The sequence below is a fragment of the Oscillatoria nigro-viridis PCC 7112 genome, from assembly GCF_000317475.1.
Classification (GTDB): domain Bacteria; phylum Cyanobacteriota; class Cyanobacteriia; order Cyanobacteriales; family Microcoleaceae; genus Microcoleus; species Microcoleus nigroviridis.
Genome location: NC_019763.1, coordinates 222,949 through 243,081, shown reverse-complemented (window position 1 = coordinate 243,081; position 20,133 = coordinate 222,949). Strand labels below are relative to the sequence as shown.

Below are 20,133 nucleotides of genomic sequence, written 5' to 3'. Positions count from 1 at the left end.
TACCGAATCCTTGGTATTTTTCAACAACATTAGGCACAATCTCCCGGTCGCCGGAGAACCATAAATGGGTTGGCAGCCTCCACCTCATAACCAGAATACTGCGTATGTGCGCTCGCCACCGCTGCAATCCACTCTGGATGGTCATCATTCCATAAAGGATGTCGAATCATTTTGATTGTCCGCCGTCGAGCATTCTGGTGAACGTAGCCAGTGAGAGTCCCAAACGGCACCGACGCACCATAACCCAAGCGTTGAAGTGTAGCAGGAATTGGGCCTTGGACTAGGTTAAGCCAAGGATTCTGGAAATGGTCCCAAGAAGAGTTGAGATCGATCGCCGACGCAGGATTAGACACCAATCGTGCCATATCTAAAGCCAGTCGCCAATCCAATAACCCGTGATAAGCAAGGTTTTGATAGTCCCGCAAACACAAATTGCATGAAGTATCACATTTACTTCCGTGTTCTTCGTGAGGATTCGTCCATTTCCAGGCAATGCTGTTTGAAATTGTTGGATCTGCCCGATCGATTAGTTGTTGAAACTCATCTGGTTGGGCTAGAAACCGACAATAACCCGCCCCATTCTCCAATTGATCGCAAAGAAAAGCTTGACCTATAATCGCTCCATTCTGCTCTAATGAACGAAAACCAGCCTGCAACTCAAGTGCATCCACATCAAGCAGAGAAGCAGCCGCTACCCGCAGCCAGAACGCAAAAGAATACCAAGCAGCACGACCTTCAACTGTAGTTGGAGTGGCAAATATGCCATTAGGCCATTGCACGAGATTAACTAGCAGAATGTCGGTTTTTCGACGAGACAATAACGCTACTCGGTAGGCAAGTCCAGACGTACCAACCAGGCTATTCGGGTTAGAAGACACAGTATAAGCTCCGGGTTTCTGCCGTCCAAAAACAGTTGCCTGCTGAAAGTCGAATCCCCCCTCGCCACCATTATCATTAACCGAAATGATAGTGTCATTGAATGCAGATACAGAAGCATTAAGGACAAATGCAGGCGTGCCATTATTTGCACGCCTGCCATCATCATTCGGAGGGATACTCAAAGAAGGTCGTGTTGATCGCGGTTGCCACTCAAATTGCCCATCAAAGTCCTCTGGTTGCAAGTCTGTAAAAAATGCCTTGGGTTCCCTGGCATCAATGCAACGCATCGCATCATTTACACCGCAAACTGGACATTGAGTTGTTGGCGGTGTTTGACCGCCCGGTAGTGGTTGATTTAAGATTATGTGCGGGTACATTACCGCTTGACAGTTACTACAAAGTCCGAGAGATTGGTTGCCATTTGGTAGTGCAGGGGCAAACCCTGAATCTGAAGCAATTGTGTTGCCTTGAGGATATAATTCAACTACACCACAGGCAGTGTGAACCGCCTTATCTTTGACAGTCTCAGAGCCGGGTGCAAATTGGCTGATAGCCACATCAAGGTTGCGATCGACTATTCCCGTCTCTGGTGGCCATTGAGCGCCAGGTGACGGCCAGCGCGTGTAAAGTAAACGCACCCGCGTCGGGAAGCCAAACATCGGCAATAACCCCGCGTTTGCCAGACGTTCGCTCAGTGCATTCTGAGTGTATGTAGAGTCATTGACTTCAGTTTGAATGTCGGAGATCAGTTGATCGCGGAGATAATTCAACATTTGAGAATTACTAGCATTCGGTAATGTTGTTTGCACCCGCAAAATATCTAAAACTGACAAAATCTTCGGTTCATTGGCTGGATTGTTTAACCAACCTGCGATCGCTACTTCATAATTAGGCCAATTAGCAACATCACCAAACTCACCGTGTACGTTGTCAGTCCCACCTAAAGACGCAGTGATTCCCGTGTCTGTGAAAGCTTGCCTTAACACCTCTTTTCTGAGGACGCGCTGAAAAATTTCTTGACTCTTCATATCAACATAAGGCGGTGGGGGTGCGTCCCCTGTAATACTTTCAGGACGCTGAAAGTAAAAGTCATCGTGGCTTCTGCCTCGACAGAAGGTAACAGCTAATGAAACTCCCGCAGAACGTCTGCCAGCACGACCTACCCGCTGTTGATAATTAAATCGGCGTGGTGGCATATTTGCCATCATTACTGCTAGGAGTGCACCAATATCAACCCCTGCTTCCATTGTCGTTGTTACGCTCAGTAAATTGATTCCCTGAACCCGTCCGTTCTCGTCATTAATAAAAATGTCTTGAAACCAGCGCTGACGCTTAGTTCGCTCTTTCTTGTCAGTTTGACCCGTTAATTCCTCGGCATTCATGCGGAAAGGTTGACCTGATTGCTCTGAAAGATAGGTATAGTAATCAAAGTCGCTTGTTGTCTCTCCGGGTATCAGTTGAATGGTGGAAAAATTGGGATTGTTAGAACGGCGATCGCTGTTACATTCGGGGCAAACTCCAGCCGCAGGTTGAAGAAAGAAAGCATTGCATTGGGGACAACGGAATCCCGGACGCAAACCATCAGGATTGGCTGCTGGTGGTAGAACGAGATAGAGGCGATCGGGATCGAGTGCAAGTCCTCCACCGCTAGGTATGCCAACGTGTGACTGGATTAATTGTTGCTGGATATCGGCTGGTGCTAAACTCGTTTTTGTAATATAACGTTGAGCAAAATTTGATAAATTTGAGTCAGTCCCCAGGCGGAAATAAGGGAAATAGCGGTGCAATTTCCGAGTCCCTAATTGTCGAATAACTGCCTCAGTTGCTTGAATCAGATTAGGTGTTGGGTTCCCTTGAGGTTGATAGCTAACCCAACCCTGTCCGAGTCCTTCAATTGTCCGAGCTATGTGTGGGAAAATAGCGTACATCAACTCAGCGGTTAGCAAATCCTCTAACCGATTAATGTGATTGCTCTGTTGCGGTGTGGGAGAGACAATTGGTGTGACTGAATTGCTTCCCCAGTGATAACAATCAAACCAAGGTTGCCAATTTTGACCGTTTCCTTGTCCAAGTGAATATTTTAAAGCCTTAAAATCCGTTCCCCCCGGACAAATCCCGTATTCTAGTAGCTTATCTCTAACTGTTCGTCGCAAATCTAAAAGAAGAATTCGCTGTGGGTAGCGCTGGAGTAAATCAAGCCATTGGTTGCGAGCTTGCGGGTTGAATGGGGGTGAATCCATCACCCAGGAAACAGCTTCATTTACCTGGGTAGAATAGGCATTACCAAATCGGTTGCGCCTTTCCATATCGTCTAGGCAACTGGATGATGTTACCGCAGCATGAAGATTGGGATTTAAAGCCTGTAATCTAGCCAGTGCTGCTTGGTTATTCGTACAAGTGATGCGGAGAAAGGCTACAAGATCATTCCAGTAATCTTGGAAAGACTGAATCAACAACATCCGCGCCATATCGCGATAATGATCTCGCTCCATTCCCGCTGCCAACTTCGCCGCATCCTGGCGGCTATCGGAGAAGATAACTAACTTGCGAGATGAAGCTCCTGTAGGGCTTTGTTGTGATGGCATTTCTCTCAGGAGTCCACTAGCAAGTACCTGACAAGCTTTTTGAAATCCGGTGCGGTGGAAACGCAGGGGAGTAGGAAATTTGTCTCGTTTTCCATAGTCAGCATCACAGCGAGGACATTTACTTGGCAATGCTCGTTCTTCTGGATGATTGCCAACCACTTGATACAGCCACCCCGGTATTTCCTCTGCTTGTGGTTGAGCGTTATTCTGTGCGATCGCGCCTGTACTCCGGTTCAGCTTGGCGCGAACCCATTTTCGTTTTATCTTGTCAAGCGTCCATTCTGGGTCTTGTGGCTGCGTATCCCAAACAGGTGTCTCTCCAGGCAAAGGCCAAAAAACTCTATAATTTCCGTAGCGTTGATTAAGAGTAATACGGTCAGGGATTCCCTCTAAATCGGGTTGATCTGGTGTAAGAATTTCTATATTCGTGTTGCCTATCCGTCGAGTAGCTCTGTAACCGCCAACAAAAACTTCTCCACAAACTTCACAAATAATTAAATCCAAAACACGAGAACCACAGGAGCAGCTAAGGCAATGAGTGGCATGAATTGCACCAACAGTCGGAGGATTCGGATCGTTATTCCTGATAGTGCGATCGACTGCTGAATCGTCGGTACAGTCAGGGTTACAGCAAGCCCATAAGTTTTGCAGGTTGTGAAAGAATAGATGACCGCGTACAGGTTGGGGCGATCGCCCTGTACTTACTCGTTGAGACATTCCCAGTGCTAGAAGCAGTCCGCGCATCGCATCAGATACCAAACCATTAGTCGCCGCACCAGAGAAAATTTGACGGTCTAAATCTGTGGGATTATTTGAGTTATCTGGGTCTCTAACTTTCGCAGCTCGAACTGTAGGATTAGGATTATTTGGGTTAAGCAGACGATCGATTTCTCGGCAAGCATCCCTCAGTGCAGCGGCAGCACCTACAGTAGCCAGAGCTTCGCCAAGATGTTGTTCGGCACTTAGTCCTGAGGCCACTGGCTGTCCCAGTTGCACCGCCAAATTAGACATAGCATCCCGCACCTGATTTGATGCTGAATCGGGCGGTTGCATTTCCTGCAATGGATCAGCTTGTACTGACTGAGCAAACTGGGCAAAAGCACTTTGATACTGATACGAAGAAAGATTGAATCGCTCCCCAGAAGTAGGTGGTGTTTGTTGCCCCGTGATGAAGGCAAAATTATCGCGTCCAAAAAATTCGCGCAGGAAATCTTTGCCCTGTTGATTTTCTTCAAGGCTAGCTGTCGTCGTCAATATCCGCAGTTGCGGCGAGTCGGGTGTCAATCCCAAACGCGAATACAACAATCGCAGAATATAGGCAACCTCTGTTCCCGGCGTACCCCGATAAGCATGAAGTTCGTCAATAATTAGGAAAAATTGGTTATTTGGGTTGCTTGCCAACCAATTACAAGTTTCATCAAAAATATTGTTTTCGATACTCCGCATCATCATAATGTTGAGCATCGAATAATTAGTAATTAAAATATCCGGCGGACTATCTTGCATATCCCAGCGAGACCACATCTCGCCGCCATCAAGTCGCGGGAAGTAGTAAGGCAAATCGGGCATATCATGAAGTAGAGACGGATTGTTTTGGATAGCCGTTTCTATCTTTTGCCGCTCCTGTTCAATCTCCCTTAATTCGTTCCTCAGTCGTTTGATGCTCTCGTCTTTTTGTATCCCTGAAACTGGCGTTTGTCCCGTATAACGACCGAAAGTAATTCGGTTTCTGCCTCTATTTTGATCTAACCACTGATGTACTGAGGGTGCTTCCAGTGCTTTTCTCAGCCGGCGCAATTGGTCTTCAACTAAGGCATTGAGGGGATAAAGAATTAGGGCGCGGAGGGCTTTTGGTCGCTGGGTGTGCGCCAATTGAGATACTCGGTTTCCATTGCCATTCCACCAGCCATAATTATTTAGCGTTGGAGGATTAGCTGACCAAGTGCTCGATTCCCTCGCTAACTGTGCTAGTAGTGGTAACAGGAAACATTCGGTTTTACCGGAACCCGTACCAGTAGTCACAACTAAATCTTTTTGGTTGACTAGCACTTCCCGCAGGCTTTCCCATTGGTGTCGGTAAAGCTGGACTCCCGGATCGAAAATCATTTGCCCAAGTTCTGCCAAGTTGTGGTATTCGGAGGGCAGTTGATTGGCTGCGGCTGACAAATTCATCCCTGATGATGGATAAATAGGGACAGGCTCAACTAAAGGAGGCTGACTCAAGGTGCCTGGTTTCTGGAGGATGCGATCGCGTTCATCAGCCAAAGCGCGGTAACGCAGGGGAAAAGCACTTTTGATATATAGCTGATAGATGCGATCTAGTCTTTGATACGCCCCAACTAAGTCATGCACTGGCAGGTACCTCTGAGCACTTTACATTAAGTTTATCAGTTAGCAGAGAGATTACTTCCATCGGCACGTTCTCGTACACGAGCCAGGAGTTTTGATAAGTCGGGAGTTGTCCAGATGCTAGCACTAGCGCACGTTCGTAAATTTCAGGCCAACGCTGGGAGACAGGTATTGCTAAACGCCCGATCGCGCGATCGTAACGTGCAATACATTCAAAGCCACTGTGCTGCAACGCTAAAAATCGTAGACCATACCAGTCGCCCTGTCGCCAACTAGCGCTTTCTTGGTCATAAAAGAGTGTATAGCCAGGACGATCGCTCTCCTCTATCCTCCACATCTGGTACATACCTGTTTGATTGGGAGAGATACAGCTAACAAAATCATTACCATCAAAGCGCTTCCACTCGTATATACTCGGCACAATTCCTTGCAAGCTTCTGAGATTCTGCATCCAAATGTCAATATTGGGTATAATTTCAGCAAGTCGGCTCGATACTTCCCCAGCATAAAGGATAGAAAACTGGCTTGTAATTATATTAAAGTCACTCAAATTGAGACGAAGGCAAGGCGGTGCGTCTCTTCTTGATTGGTGACTGGAAATTATATCTGTATATTTTTCCAACTCCTTCAGCAACTTGATGCTGCGTTGACCGCAAAGAAGATATTCTGGAGAGTCTGATTTAATCTTAACGAGGGCTGTAGGAGCCATAGACCATCGTGTACCGTCTGAAGAAGACTCAATATGCCCAAGCAACCTAAGCCTCCGTAAAATGCGTTTTGGTTCCTCAAGTCTCAGAGCATCGCAGGCTTTTTTGAAGGATTCCCACGTTCCGCTACCAAGGGTAGATAGCCAGTAGAGAAGGTGTTCGTAACGCTGGGAAAGTGCCTCATCAATATCTGGTGACGATTGATTGATAGGCGATGAGGCGCTCGCCTCAAATGGGTTATCATAGGTAACTTTCTCTACAGGCTGATAAGGAATAGGGTTCGTGTAATCGTAAACTTCATGGGCTGCCCCAACCATAGATTTTATTTGTTCATAGGTGAAGCTCTTATTGCCGGGAACTGCCGAAGTTTTAAAACAGGGAAATTTGAGCAAATTAGAGTTTACAATTTCTAGAGGTATTTCTCCTAGGGTACTACTTTCAATTGCCAGAAAAAAATAAAAGCTTTTTCTAGAAGTGGCTCCTTTTTCCAGTCGCAGAAGTGGCACATATTGACTGATATTTTGGTGTTGTATGTGTTTGGAAACTTCCTGGATAAGTTGTTTTGGGTTCCCTTTGTATGAAAATCCTCTGTACCAACGTTGAATTTTGGTCATTTTACTTCTGAATTTATTTAACTTTATTGAGCCAATGACTGAAGGACGCTGCCACAAATATTATGACTTGAACCGATCGGCATCACTTCACAACTTGATGGTTCTACTATTGACAGACCACTCCAATCAACAATTCTGACAAAGCGCTCGCTAGATTCACCTCCACAAGTAGCTTTTACGAGATAGTCACCTACACTAGGAAAGTTAACTACAATGGGAATATTTGTACTTTGCTGTAACTTTTCCCAAATTTGGGAATCATCCGATAATCGAGTTACTTGTAACTCAACTGTGGGATGGAAACCAAAGATAGTTACTAGAGGGCTATGTCCCTCTAGCCATGCACCCAATTGAGGTACGCGCAAACCACCTGAAAAGCTAATAGATAAACGGACACTGGGTTGCAAAGCATCTTTAAGTTCTTGACTTTTGATAAAGACTGCATCCCAAGCTTGGGAAACAACCATGCAGGTGTGAATTTCAAACCAGGTAGAATTTTTAAATACTGGTTGTGCTCCACCCTGCCATTTCAATAGCTGCTCATCTTGCAACCGTTGAATATCTGAGAGCAGTTCTTTTTTGTAGAGTAGGATAAATGGCGTACCGAGGGATGGCGTTCCCCAAGAAGCATAGGCTCCTGAATCTGGGTTATCGGGATCTGGAATTAATATCCAAAAGTTACGCTCGGGCAAAATTAGGGAATCCAGGTCTGTAGAACAACTAATTTGGTATCTTGCACCGCGATCCAATTCATTCCTATTTATTGGATCTTTTAGAGGGAAATACCATCCAGCGCGTTCGTCCCGAAGCTGGTGAACGTTATCTCTGTACTGAACTTGTACCGATTCTACTGGTCGCCCTTTTAGCTGTTTCGGGTAGAGATAGTAATCAATCTGGCCCAAGAATGGATCTTCAGTGCGATATAAACCTGCAAAAAGGTAGCGGCTCCAGGTGCGTACTCCTTGTTTTAGTGTTACTGGTTTCCCCTCATTTTGCCATTGTTCGTAAACTTCGTGAATTGCTTCGGCAACGGCTTCATACCGCTGCCTGTTGCTCGTCAGTAACTCTTTTAAGTGTTGGCAAAGCCTTGATGTCTCGCGGCGGACATGAGTAAATAAAGTTTGGGCATCCCATTGGGCTGTCCATTGCTTTTCGTTAAATAGATCTAGAAGTCGGTTTTTATCAGCGTGGCGCAGAAGAGATTGCGAAATTGGATAATTTATATAGGTAGTTGGACCACCGCGACCTCGAACTGCTGAAGGTAAGAATCCCTGTTGCCTTAGCCAAAGATTCCATTCTTTCCATAGCGGTTCTTCAGCTCCGTAACCAAATTCCATGCCCGGTGGACGACAAGCGCCGGACAGACCTAAAATATTCTGCAATCGCCGGAAGTAGTTTAGTTCTGATATTTTTTCTTCCTCAGCCATCTGATAGGCGGCTAGAACTGTGGCACTGAGAAAGGCAATACTTTTGGGTAAACCGTCAGAATCACACCCTCGCAAGTTGCTCAAATTAACTTGTTGGTCAAGGATGACTTTTTTCCTTACGGCAATCAAAAAGTCATCGCGACCGTTGTTGACGCCCGTATCCTTTCCAAATTCTAGACCAATACGCTCGAGTACATCGTCGTCAACGCTTACGTAAAGTTTAGTACCGCGCGGTACACCACTGGTAAAGTAAGACACTAATGCTTGGTTCCATTCTCTGTAGCTTGCCATTGCTGTTTTCGCTTCTTTGGCTTACCATCTGAGCCGTTTGTTTAAATTATCCCAGGTTTGTGTGACTATTGGTAGTTAATGAGATTCAGCCTGGCGTTGCTGAATACAGGTATAAATTCAAGATTTCGGAAGGGCTATAAGCCAAGTAGGGTGAGTTTTGTAACTTCAAGCCAAAAGTTGATTCATACCGTGAATCAGCAACGCCTCAAACGATCTTTTTCACGAGCTTTAAAACTTGAAGCATACCAAACTAGCAGTAAAATGGTAATTACAGGAAGAAATACTATACACGTCAGCAGCAAGATGAACGAAATAATCATCATTAGAACTTGGAAAAGTTAGCTAACTTCTGGGTAAAGTCACACCAGTGTTCAATCCTTAAATTTACGATACTCTGGCGATTCTACCCAAATTGTACAGAATCCCGAAATAGCTGGCCTTCCCGCCACTTCCAAAGTCACCCCCAGACGCTTGACATCCTTTTTACATTCCAGATCAGTAAGACTATCCGAATTCCACCTCATCAAATTCCGAGCAAACTTCCCCTCAGCACTCGTTGCCCACCGCAAAGTCTCCGCCTGCTCCTGAGTTAAAGAAACTGCTTCCCCCGGTGCCAACCCTCCTTGCGACCAAAGTAAACCCATCCACCCTATCAAAGCACCGACACCCAACGCTACCAACAGGATCCCCGCAGCCGGTATCAAAGCAAGAGCCGATGTCCTCCACCGAGTCAACTCCGTCTGACGCACCAAAGAATTGACTGCTTGAGCAATTTTCCCCTCTTGCTTCTCAACCGCCACCCGTTCGTAACTCGCCAAAGTCTTGTTAATCCGCCCCACCCACCGATCGAACGCTAACTCAAAATCCTCTGGTTTTGGACTCTCTTGAATCAGCACTTCCAATCGGCCAGCAGCCAACAAAATCAGAAAAATCGGGTCAGTTGGCTCAATTTTCCCCTTAAAAGCCAACTCCAAAACTTTGCGCCTATACTCCTCAGATTGCCCCTCTAAAGCAATATCAAGCAAAGATTTAGTATCAACAGCACCATAACTCACGGCAACATCCCCGTAGTTTCAAACGCCTCATAAGCTGACAACATAAACGACTTAATCCGCTGTCGGCCCAGCACCCCGAGTTCCTGGCTATTCCTTGCCAAATCAAAAGTTATCCCCCGAGCATCGATCGCATTCCTTTCCCGTGAATAAAACTTAGGAAAATCAATCACCTTCACCTCATACTTTTTAATCGCATTCTGCACCTCCTCCATCTCTTCCACAGAACTCCAATCATCCTCCAATCCCAAATTCCGGACGAGGACGTGAGCAATCTTATTGTCAAAATGCTTAACTGACTTCAAAAAGAGCTGCACGCTATCGTAGCCCCCCGTGCAAATAAACCACTTGCAAAAACTAATGCGAGACTGCTTCCCCAACTCAATTAAATTGTTTCTTCCCATCCACTTAGTTACCAAAGGATAAACCTGAGCCGGTAAATTGACAATTACGCTCTTTTCAAACGCCAATTCAAAAATCCGATCCGCTTCGTAAAACTTCTTCTCGTCCTCGCTAAACAGAGCTTCACGGCATACGCTCTCATAGATTCGAGATACATCAGGATTAGAGCGATCGGTATCTACGGCAAAAAATGGGAAATTCTTGTCCAAGAAATACTGAATCAAAACCCTAGCAAATAAGCTCTTGCCAACCCCGCCTTTCTCTCCATCAATCAGATGAATTTTAGTAGCCGATTTTTCAACCTTCTCTAACCCGCACTCTTTGAAACCATTCGAGTTTTCTATCGCTGTATCCATACCGGAATCTCCTCCTTCATCTACCTGTTTAACCACAGAATCGGTTAGTTGCACTTGATATTTCGAGTTTCTACTTCTACTTGCCATGTCGAACTGTCCTATTTCAGGTTGATTTCCTAACAAAAATACACTTATTTCTGCTTTGTATGGATAGCTAATAACTGCCCAACCAGCAAGAAAATGTGCCTAATCTTTAACTAAATTTGCAAATACAACACAATGACTATCATCCCTGTATTTGCAGAGGTAATTAGAGTCAAATTCCGCTCAATAATTGAAGCTCATTCATGCGAATCCTGAATCATCGAAATCCTCGCCACCCTCTAATTCAAAGAAGTCATCCGCCGTCAATCCGCTACGGGTGGAATGGTTAGGAGGCGTCAAGCTTTCCACACCGTAAAGCAGAGAACGGTCTGCCTCCTCAATGCCAGCAGGTACTTCTCGCGAAAATGGTATTTTGGAAATAGGCATTCCCCCTATATTAGTAGGAGGATATTCAATCCCGCCTCGCTCGCGCAAATAGAGAGCGTGCTTTTCCAGAGCATAGACGGCATTTCTAAATAACCGCCCTAAAATAACTGGATCGATATTCTCTTTTTCCAGATATGCTAGCGGCAGCCAGTAAGGTCGCAGAGATTGGAGAATCATTTCTCTCGAAGGCAGCAATAAATTGCCTTTAATATAGGACATCAAAACTCCATCATGAGTAGATTTTAAAGGCTGATAGCGCCACAAAAAATCAACCCTTTCTTTTTCCTTAGCCACGACCAACTATCTCCTGTAAAACGGAAGTTTTTGACCCACAAACAGCGGATTCTGTGACCTGAGAATTGAACTGCTTTTTCAAATTTGCCTTGAAATACGAAAACATCCCATAGACATCATTGAGCCGATTTTCAAACCCTTTCTTTTCCAAAATAGGTGGCATAGCAATTTCGGCATTCCAAATAATCGGAAAGCGATCGTAATGTTCGTTTAACTCCTTACCGAGATAATCAGCCGTCCCACCGCAGAACACCAACTCATCACAATCCGGCGGCAAATTCTCATCCAACCAACTGGTGAGACTCCGCGCATATTCAGGCCGTGCCTCTTTGATTGCTGCTATCATCTGCTGCACTTCTTCAGCCCGCCCTTGCTTAGTCGTGCTGCGAGCCAACCGCATTAAAGGAGCTGCCTTGAACTCAGATCCCGCTGCTGCGATCGCCGGAGTCAATCGCTCCGCAGTCTGCCCTGAAGTCCTAGCTACCACCCTCTCCACCATGCGGATGAAGCCCAAATCGCTCGTTTTTCCCGGTCTAACATCCCCCCGTTGCACCACCAGGAGGCTAGCATTACGGTAGCCAATCATGGCGATCGCGCACACCCGCTCTTTCAAAACAGAGCCGACTTTCTTGTTGTGCATCAGGTAAATGCCACCCCCCTCTGGCTTGCAGTTAAACGCCAACAATTCCACGCTCATCTGACCTGTAGGAGTTTGGTAATCTGCTAAAGCTTCCCGCAGCACCCGCTCGAACCTCCCCCGGTCTTCATATTCCCCCGGTGGCAACAACACGGCGATCGCCGCCGTAAATTTCGCAGGCAAATTCAGCTTTTCCTTAATCGCCCACATCCCAGCCAGAGTTTTGTGCAGCGCCCTCTCGTACTTAAGCTCCGAAAGGCCAGCATTGGCGTGAAACCTCTCTTTCGCCAAATACCCTACTGCCCTGTAATCGTTCCTAAAGGCAACCCAAGCCGTATTCTCAGGCTCGGCTGACCCCAATTGGTCTGTGCCATAAGCCAAAATTGATTCGTGCGGTACAGATACAACCTCTGGTTCCATGCACAGCAGTCGAATTTGATTCTTTGGTCCTGCGTAAAGAATTTTGGTAGCTGACCCCCCGTAATCGCAGGCCGCGATCGCTTGAGGCCAGATGGTGTCGATAGTAGTTTCGCTCATATCGCAGGTCTTCCTAATTGAAGTTTCAAGAGTGGTAAACAAACAGCCCTGTACGGAAAGGACGTGCAGAAATAACCCTTACGCTAAGCCAAGCGTGCCACCTCAAAAGAAGGCTGTAAAACAACAGCTATTCAAGGATTAAAACGCACTTACTACTTATTAACCCCTCCTAAAACCTCCCCTCCCTCAGCCAGTTGTCTGAATCCCAGCATCTACAAAAATCGGACTCACGGCTTAGGCTGGGACAGAGCTTTTGGTAGCAAGCTGTGTCAGAGGTGCGTGCAAACTGCTTTCTCTAACGGGATAGCACCCCTATGAGGAGAGCGCTGCTGCCAGCCTGTCGCTGTTCAATGGAAAATTTTCCATTAGCTATTAGACGGGAAGCCCCGCGCTGTATTGCTTGCAATCAGCATCGGGTACTTCACACAGACATCTCGAAAAAAGATGTAGAGACAAGGGCGATCGCGTATGCAAGCAAAAGTGGAAGAGCACGCATCATTGATTTTCCCAGATGTCTATTGGAAATTCCCACGCCTGTTAAGTTCAGCCAAATCTGGCTCTGGGCCACAGTGACAATGGAAAATTTTCCATTGGAAATTCCCACGCCTGTTGAATTCAGCCAAACCTGAGTCTAAGCCCTAGTGGCAAGGGAAAATTTTCCATTGGAAAGACTGACATCGAGTTGCCATGCCTTAAAGCCCCTCCAGGCAACAAGCGAGTGGCAAGTGGCTGAGGCGCGATTGCCCTCCGCGCACGCTACCCGATCGCAGCCGAAGGATAAAGTTCGTTACCCAACACCAAATAGCGAGCAAACTAGCCATGTCGAGATCCAAACGAATCAAAAGAATAGCCGTATACCTAACGCCAGAAGAACTTCAACTTGCTGAGACAATGGCTAAAAATCTCCAGGTGAGCATCAGCAGTCTGTTCCGATACCACACTTTTAAACAACAACATCAACCAGCTTTGTGCCAAAAATTAGCCGAACTTAACCTCCGCCTCAAACCGATTGCCCTTGCTACAGAACAAGCATTATGGATGGGGGAAAAAATTACACAGCCAGCCAACTTTGAGGATCTGATTGAGCAAACTTTGGCACTGCTCAAGCAAGTACAGCAACAGCAAATGAACGTACCACTTCTAATGAATTTAAGCGATATTGAGGAAAATTTAGAAGCTCCTAGCGAAAACTTTTAATAAAAACATCCACAAATCATCACTTTTTTACTACACAAGTTTTAAGTTTAGTAAATAATGATTGGCAAGCAGAAAATCGGTAAAACTTTTACCCCATTGCTCAATTACCTCTTCTCCAAAGAAGGAGCTTCACTGATTGGAGGAAATATGGTAGGAGAAAATGTCCAGGAATTAGCTGCTGAGTTTCTGTTCTCCAAACAACTCAACCCTAGAGTTGAAAAACCAGTTTACCATGCGACCTTAAGCGTGCCGGATGGCGAGTATATCCCTGATGCCAAATGGCGGGCGATCGCCCTAGATTACCTAGAAGGAATGGGACTGGATAAAAATCTGTTTGCTATCATCCGCCATACCGACCGCGACCACGACCACATTCACATTGCAGCCAGCCGTATCAAATTGGATGAGCAAGGAACTTGCGTATCAGATAGCTGGAACTATCTACGCAGCGAAAAATTGATTCAAGAATTGGAAGAAAAGTATGACTTGACACCAGCTTCCCGCAGTTTTGATAAAGAACGCCGTTCTCCCACGACTGGCGAACACCGACGGTTAGCAAGAACGGGGGAAATCAGCACGCGGGAACAACTGCAAACAGCACTAGATAGAGCAACCACTGACAGTCCTGCGCTCGCTCTTTTGATTGACCGACTCGTTGAACAAGGCATTAGTGTAAAAATAGAACCTACCCCCGCAGGCGAATTAGGGATTAGCTACAAATTAGGCAATATTGCTTTTAGCGGCACTCATTTAGGCAAAGCTTACACCTTCAAGGGGCTGCAAAAATACAGAGGAGTCACTTACTCTGCTAATACTGACATAAATGTGGAAGCCATTCCCCCATTGCAAGAGCGAGAATTGAACGAAATTTTGGAAACAGAAAACTCTAAACCAAATAGCGACGCGAACAATGATAGTGATGCTGATGACTGCGGCGAAATGAGGAACAGCAGCATCGAGAGCAATTCTTCACCAATATACTGGCAGACCTACTCTAATATTGACAGGCCAGAGCGAGAAGGAAGCAGCACAGGGACTTCCTCAGAAACCGACAAAGATTCTCTAATCTCTGAGTCAGAAGATGTAGGCAAACCCGACTCGCCCAACGAGCGCGAAACATCGGGGTTCGACTCACTTAACTGGGAGTCTGTACGAAGCAATTTAATAGAAAATGCTTGTCTGCCAGTCGAATTAATCGACCTCCTACACGACAGGGGATGGATAGACGCAGACAGCCTGAACCGCCCTGTATTCCAACTCCGCACTCTTGCAGGAGAGTACAGAGGAACCTGCACCTTAGACGCCAATGGAAAATTTTCCATTGACAGTCATGAGGAAGGCTCACATCAAGGAGGCGACAACAGTGAGAAGGGAGTTTTCTGGATAGCGGTTCAAAACAATATTGAAAGAGCCATTATTGCCAGCAACCCGGTAGAACTCCTGTCGGTAATTGCCTTAGATCCAGATTTCAATAAGAGGCCGACTTTATACTTAAGCATTGATGCGGTTTCTTCGCTGCCAACCGGCTTTCTTAAGGAAGTAGAAACTATAGTAGTCGGCTTCAAAGGAGATCGAGACGGCGATCGACTGTCAAAAGAAATTATTGAAACATTCCCTCAATCAAAGCGAATCAATCCAGGCTTTGCCGGCTGGAACGCAATCTTAGCATCTCAAGAGCAAGAAAACGAAAATGCTTTTAACGATCGTGATGAAGCAATCGATCGCAATTTTGGCATAATTTTGGATTAATCAAAGCTCACTATTAGTATTTTACGCAGCTTTCATGGGGCCAGGAAACGATGACTAAAGTTGGGCGATAAACAAATTGCTTATTTTTACGACGCCCTTTTCGACTTGTTTGAGCAGTAAAACCGTCGCTGCAACCCACCTAAAAACCAAACAATATGCTATTTGGAAAAGAGCTTTTTCCAAACCGGCTTGTCCAAGCCGTGACTCAGACTCTATTATCAGTAGTGTGAAAGAGTGGAAGCGCCACCTTAAAATTATGAATCTACGTCACTTACTTCTGTCGACTGCGCCCTAAATCTTCGTGCAACCAGCGAGAATGGAACTCTGCTTTGTTAGAAGTAATGGAAGGACTAAAAGCAGTGTATCTCCCAACTAAATTCAGCGATTTGCCATTGGTGAAGTGGCTGCTAGCGCAGCATTATGAATGGCTTGCTAACAAAAATTTGAATTTGAGAAATTTCCAACTATCATCATGAAACTGCATTCACCCATTTGCGATCTGCCAGGGTTAAACCCAAGCAATTACAAAATGCTAGAAAGGCTGGGCCTTGCAACTGTACGAGACTTACTGCTCTACTTTCCCCGTGATTACATCAAGTATCGGCGAGTAAAAATTTATCAGTTGAAAGTAGGCGATTCAGTCACGGTTGTAGGTAAGATTGAACATCAGGAAGTAGTCAGTCCGCCTAAAAATTCTAGGCTAACAATTCAGACTATTATTGTCAAGGACAAAACCGGTAAAATAGCCTGCAAGCGTTTCTTCAACCACCCGTACTACCAATCAAAAAAGTGGAGGAACGAGCAAGCTGCCACCTATGTTGCTGGAGGCATTGTTGCTATATGTGGGATAGTCAAAGCCGATCGCTATTGCGGAATGGCATTAACTTCCCCTGAAATCCGATTAATCGGTCTAGACGAAGCCAAGGATACGAAAAATTCAATTATCCCAATTTATCCTTTGACAAAGGGAGTTAGCAACGAAATTGTCCAAGATGCAGTAACCTCAGCTTTGGAATCTGCCAAGCTGCTAAATGACCCCCTGCCGCAGGAGTTCAGACGACAACACGGTTTGATGGAATTACAGAAGGCGATCGCAAACATCCACCAGCCCCCAGACGAAACCAAACTAGAAGCTGCCCGCCGTCGCCTGGTATTTGATGAGTTTTTCTATCTCCAGCTATCGTTTCTCGTGCGTCGCCACCGACTTTTGGCGCGATCGGCTCTTACAAAAATAACTCCTGCTGGCCCTCTAATCCAACAGTTTTACTCTCAACTTCCCTTCTCGCTTACCTCAGCTCAACATAGGGTCATTAACGACATTCTCAACGACATGACTTCCAAAACGCCGATGAACCGACTGGTACAGGGGGATGTCGGTTCTGGTAAAACAGTTGTTGCTGTCGTTGCTATCCTCGCTGCCATCCAGTCTGGCTACCAAGCGGCACTTATGGCACCTACAGAAGTGCTAGCCCAACAGCATCACAGGAAGATTGCGGCGTGGTTTGAACGCCTTGGCGTTTCTGTTCAATTGCTGACGGGTTCTACCAAAACCGCCAAGCGCAGAGAAATCCACGCCCAATTAGAGACGGGTGAACTTTCACTATTGGTAGGAACTCACGCGCTTCTGCAAGAGAAGGTCAACTTCAACAAACTCGGTCTGGTAGTCATTGACGAACAGCACAGATTCGGGGTGCAACAGCGGCAGGATTTACTGAACAAGGGAAACAGACCTCATGTGCTGACGATGACCGCGACTCCTATTCCGCGTACTTTAGCACTGACCTTGCACGGGGATTTGGATGTCAGTCAGATTGACGAGTTACCGCCCGGTCGTCAGAAGATTCACACGAAAGTGCTTAATAAAAGCGCTTCAGCATACGATTTAATCCGCCTTGAGGTACTTCGAGGTCGTCAGGCGTACATCATCCTTCCCTTGGTGGAAGAATCGGAAAAGCTAGATTTGAGAGCAGCGGTAGCAGAATACGATCGACTCTCAGCAGAAATCTTCCCCGAATTTAGCGTAGGATTGCTGCACGGTCGGATGACATCAGCCGAGAAAGATGAAGCGCTCAAATCATTCCGCGACAACAAAACCCAGATACTCGTTTCCACCACTGTGGTTGAAGTGGGCGTGGATGTTCCAAATGCTACAGTTATTTTAATCGACCATGCCGATCGCTTTGGCTTGGCTCAACTGCACCAGTTAAGGGGTCGGGTTGGTCGGGGTTCGCACCGTTCCTATTGTCTGCTGCTCAATACCAGTAAAACAGCAGAAGCTAAGGCACGTCTTGAAGTGTTGGAAAAATCCACCGATGGGTTCTTTATTTCAGAGATGGATTTGCGGCTGCGTGGGCCAGGTGTTGTGATGGGCTATCGGCAGTCGGGAATTTCAGAATTTGCTCTGGCAAATATACTGGATGATAAGGATTTGCTGAATTTAGCTCGTTATATGGCAGTAGCGATCGTCAAAAGTAACCCGAATTTAGAGGGACATCCTTTGATGGTTGCAGAACTCAAAAGACGAGGGCTGACAAGTTGGGATTGCACTCTTAATTAATAGGTTTGCTTAGAGGATATTAAAAAATTATGGTGAACAGAGTGCCAGCCCGATCGAGTATGTCAATATATTGGCTCACATCGCAGGGTTTTGCTTCCCTCCTCTCATCAGCAGTTAAATATAGCTTTCTTTAGCTTTTGAAATATCCTCTTAGCTTTTTATGAGAATATTTTTTTACTTAACCTCAAACAATCTATTAACAGATTTTTTATTTCATAGGATATACTTTTAATTATATAATTGTATTTTATAATTACTATTGAGGTCGTATTTTGAACGGTTATCTTATCTACCATCCATCTCGTACTAAATCAGTATTCGATAGCATCGTAGTTTATCACGATACTATTGTTGGCAATCAAGATCCATACATTTGGAATTGTAAATTCCTGCATTCCTATTGTCACATTACACAAATGTCTTCCATAGTAAATAATATCAATTTTTGGGTCAGTGGCGATACTTTTCCAAATTTTAATAACCTTTATTGTGATTTGGTATTTATTATAAAGGAAAAAACTTACTGGAAAAATGCTAATACTATAGATCGTACCGATGCTACTATTGATACTGATGAAGCATATCTGGATCACTATCGTTGGGCTTGGCAACATCCTTTTAAGCGTCGTCGCAGATTCACCCTTAAAGCTGATCCAGATAACAGCTTTCAGCCACAGAACGCTTTTCAAGAATTAATTGATATTCTTCCTTTTCTGCTCGAACAAGGACTGACCCTACCTGAAATTCGTCGAGGTATGAGAGCGGGCTTTAATTCTAAACCGTTTAGCCTTAATGCTTCTTTGGCAGCTAATCTTTACTCTTGGTTGGATCGAACCGCAGCTATTAAACTTGAGGGAGCTAAGTTACAAAAAATTCGTGAAAACAACCCGCATTTAGCAAGCCTATAAATTTATTGAAAATTTTAGTATAATTCCTTAATTAACAAAAATTATTTCTTATGTAAGAGTTACGAAATTTAGCCTTAGCCATATAAACAGCTTCCTTAACTTTCCATTGTTTTTGGGGCAGTAACTCTTTAACATTTTGTAACTGAACTAATCCTCTATAATCACCTGTAATTTCAGAAACAACTCTAGCGATCGCCTTACAACAACTATCAGGATATTTGACAACTTGCAACTCAGAAAACCGAATCACCACCCAATTTCTTTCTAAGAAAAACTGATTGCGCTGATTATCTTTATTCCTATCCACACAATGATGAGGCTTTCCAGTTCGCCCATCATAAGGTTCATCAATCTCGATATCTATAGCTAAACCTGTCGGTTGATGAACCAGTATAAAGTCAGCAGTGTAACGAAAAGATGTACCGGGTATAGGAAACTCACCACCCATACAGAAGTCATAAAAACCAGAGAAATAACGACATAAGTAAATAAAAAATTGCTTTTCACTCACCCCTTGCTGTACTCCTCCCTTACTCTGACTTGCTGGCTGCTGAATAATTTCTCTTAAAGAAATATTAAACAGCTTAGATCGTTCCTGCAACAGAGAATTATATTGCTCAGTTTCCTTGTGATTTAGCTGCAAGCGACACAATTGATAACTTTCGTATTTGGATAATTGTTGTTGGTAGTCAGCCAGTCGTTGCTTGTAGCGATCACGCACTTGAAAATCAACAAACCGTAGATAAGAGAAAGCTGCTACTACACTCACTGACGAACACGTCAGCGATGACCAGAAAGCCATAACACTCATGCCAAACAGCCAGTTAACCAACATTACTACCGCAATACTAGCTATCCAAAGTTGAATTACCAGAGAATAACGAGAATTATTGGAAACTGGCGGTCGCGGCGGAAAAGGAATTTTTTTTGTAGAAGAAGCACTTTCTTCCAAAATAGGTATCGGGTTATCCGCGCAGAACTGACGAATGGAATCGGGGATAAGAATAACTGGGTAAAAGCCTCTTATTTTGCTCATGGTTATGCTTTTTGTAGGCAATCTATAAGCTCAGGTTATGTGTATTTTCAGCCTTTAACCTATTAAATATGCGCGTCGTATCACA

General features: G+C 45.1%; 13 protein-coding genes. 5 read left to right on the top strand and 8 right to left on the bottom strand.

Going from position 1 to position 20,133, the window contains the following annotated elements:
- Window positions 1–29: 29 nt before the first annotated feature.
- From OSC7112_RS31965 to OSC7112_RS31935, 7 genes are all read right to left on the bottom strand, one after another.
- Window positions 30–5,816 (bottom strand): DEAD/DEAH box helicase, encoded by a 5,787-nt coding sequence (locus OSC7112_RS31965; protein ID WP_015211773.1) that lies wholly within the window; start codon window positions 5,814–5,816, stop codon window positions 30–32.
- Window positions 5,809–7,134, bottom strand: coding sequence for a hypothetical protein (locus tag OSC7112_RS31960; RefSeq protein ID WP_015211772.1), 1,326 nt, complete (start codon window positions 7,132–7,134; stop codon window positions 5,809–5,811). The genes OSC7112_RS31965 and OSC7112_RS31960 overlap by 8 nt, the downstream gene beginning before the upstream one ends.
- Window positions 7,135–7,157: 23 nt before the next feature.
- Window positions 7,158–8,852: a hypothetical protein gene (locus OSC7112_RS31955; RefSeq protein ID WP_015211771.1), complete on the bottom strand. Its 1,695-nt coding sequence runs from the start codon at window positions 8,850–8,852 to the stop codon at window positions 7,158–7,160.
- Between the two features lie 371 nt (window positions 8,853–9,223).
- Complete coding sequence (locus tag OSC7112_RS31950; protein WP_015211770.1) at window positions 9,224–9,907, bottom strand: DUF6753 family protein; 684 nt, start codon at window positions 9,905–9,907, stop codon at window positions 9,224–9,226.
- Complete coding sequence (locus OSC7112_RS31945) at window positions 9,904–10,716, bottom strand: P-loop NTPase family protein (protein ID WP_223300930.1); 813 nt, start codon at window positions 10,714–10,716, stop codon at window positions 9,904–9,906. Before OSC7112_RS31945 ends, OSC7112_RS31950 begins: the two co-directional genes overlap by 4 nt.
- A gap of 231 nt (window positions 10,717–10,947) precedes the next feature.
- Window positions 10,948–11,427, bottom strand: a complete 480-nt coding sequence (locus tag OSC7112_RS31940) for a hypothetical protein (RefSeq protein WP_015211768.1) — start codon at window positions 11,425–11,427, stop codon at window positions 10,948–10,950.
- The gene (locus OSC7112_RS31935) at window positions 11,420–12,601 is read right to left on the bottom strand and encodes a ParM/StbA family protein (RefSeq protein WP_015211767.1); all 1,182 of its coding nucleotides are present in this window, start codon (window positions 12,599–12,601) and stop codon (window positions 11,420–11,422) included. The genes OSC7112_RS31940 and OSC7112_RS31935 overlap by 8 nt, the downstream gene beginning before the upstream one ends.
- A gap of 350 nt (window positions 12,602–12,951) precedes the next feature.
- Between OSC7112_RS31935 and OSC7112_RS31930 the strand changes: the two genes are divergently transcribed.
- From OSC7112_RS31930 to OSC7112_RS31910, 5 genes are all read left to right on the top strand, one after another.
- Window positions 12,952–13,230, top strand: coding sequence for a hypothetical protein (locus tag OSC7112_RS31930; protein ID WP_150111731.1), 279 nt, complete (start codon window positions 12,952–12,954; stop codon window positions 13,228–13,230).
- A gap of 190 nt (window positions 13,231–13,420) precedes the next feature.
- Complete coding sequence (locus OSC7112_RS31925) at window positions 13,421–13,798, top strand: hypothetical protein (protein ID WP_015211765.1); 378 nt, start codon at window positions 13,421–13,423, stop codon at window positions 13,796–13,798.
- A gap of 57 nt (window positions 13,799–13,855) precedes the next feature.
- Window positions 13,856–15,547: a relaxase/mobilization nuclease domain-containing protein gene (locus tag OSC7112_RS34925; protein ID WP_015211764.1), complete on the top strand. Its 1,692-nt coding sequence runs from the start codon at window positions 13,856–13,858 to the stop codon at window positions 15,545–15,547.
- A gap of 472 nt (window positions 15,548–16,019) precedes the next feature.
- The gene (gene recG / locus OSC7112_RS31915; RefSeq protein ID WP_015211763.1) at window positions 16,020–18,104 is read left to right on the top strand and encodes an ATP-dependent DNA helicase RecG; all 2,085 of its coding nucleotides are present in this window, start codon (window positions 16,020–16,022) and stop codon (window positions 18,102–18,104) included.
- A gap of 416 nt (window positions 18,105–18,520) precedes the next feature.
- Window positions 18,521–19,012: a hypothetical protein gene (locus OSC7112_RS31910; protein WP_223300929.1), complete on the top strand. Its 492-nt coding sequence runs from the start codon at window positions 18,521–18,523 to the stop codon at window positions 19,010–19,012.
- Between the two features lie 31 nt (window positions 19,013–19,043).
- On the opposite strand, the gene OSC7112_RS31905 is transcribed toward OSC7112_RS31910, so the two are convergent.
- Window positions 19,044–20,048 carry a putative endonuclease domain-containing protein gene (locus tag OSC7112_RS31905; protein WP_015211761.1) on the bottom strand — a complete coding sequence of 335 codons (1,005 nt, stop codon included), beginning with the start codon at window positions 20,046–20,048 and terminating at the stop codon, window positions 19,044–19,046.
- Window positions 20,049–20,133 lie beyond the last annotated feature (85 nt).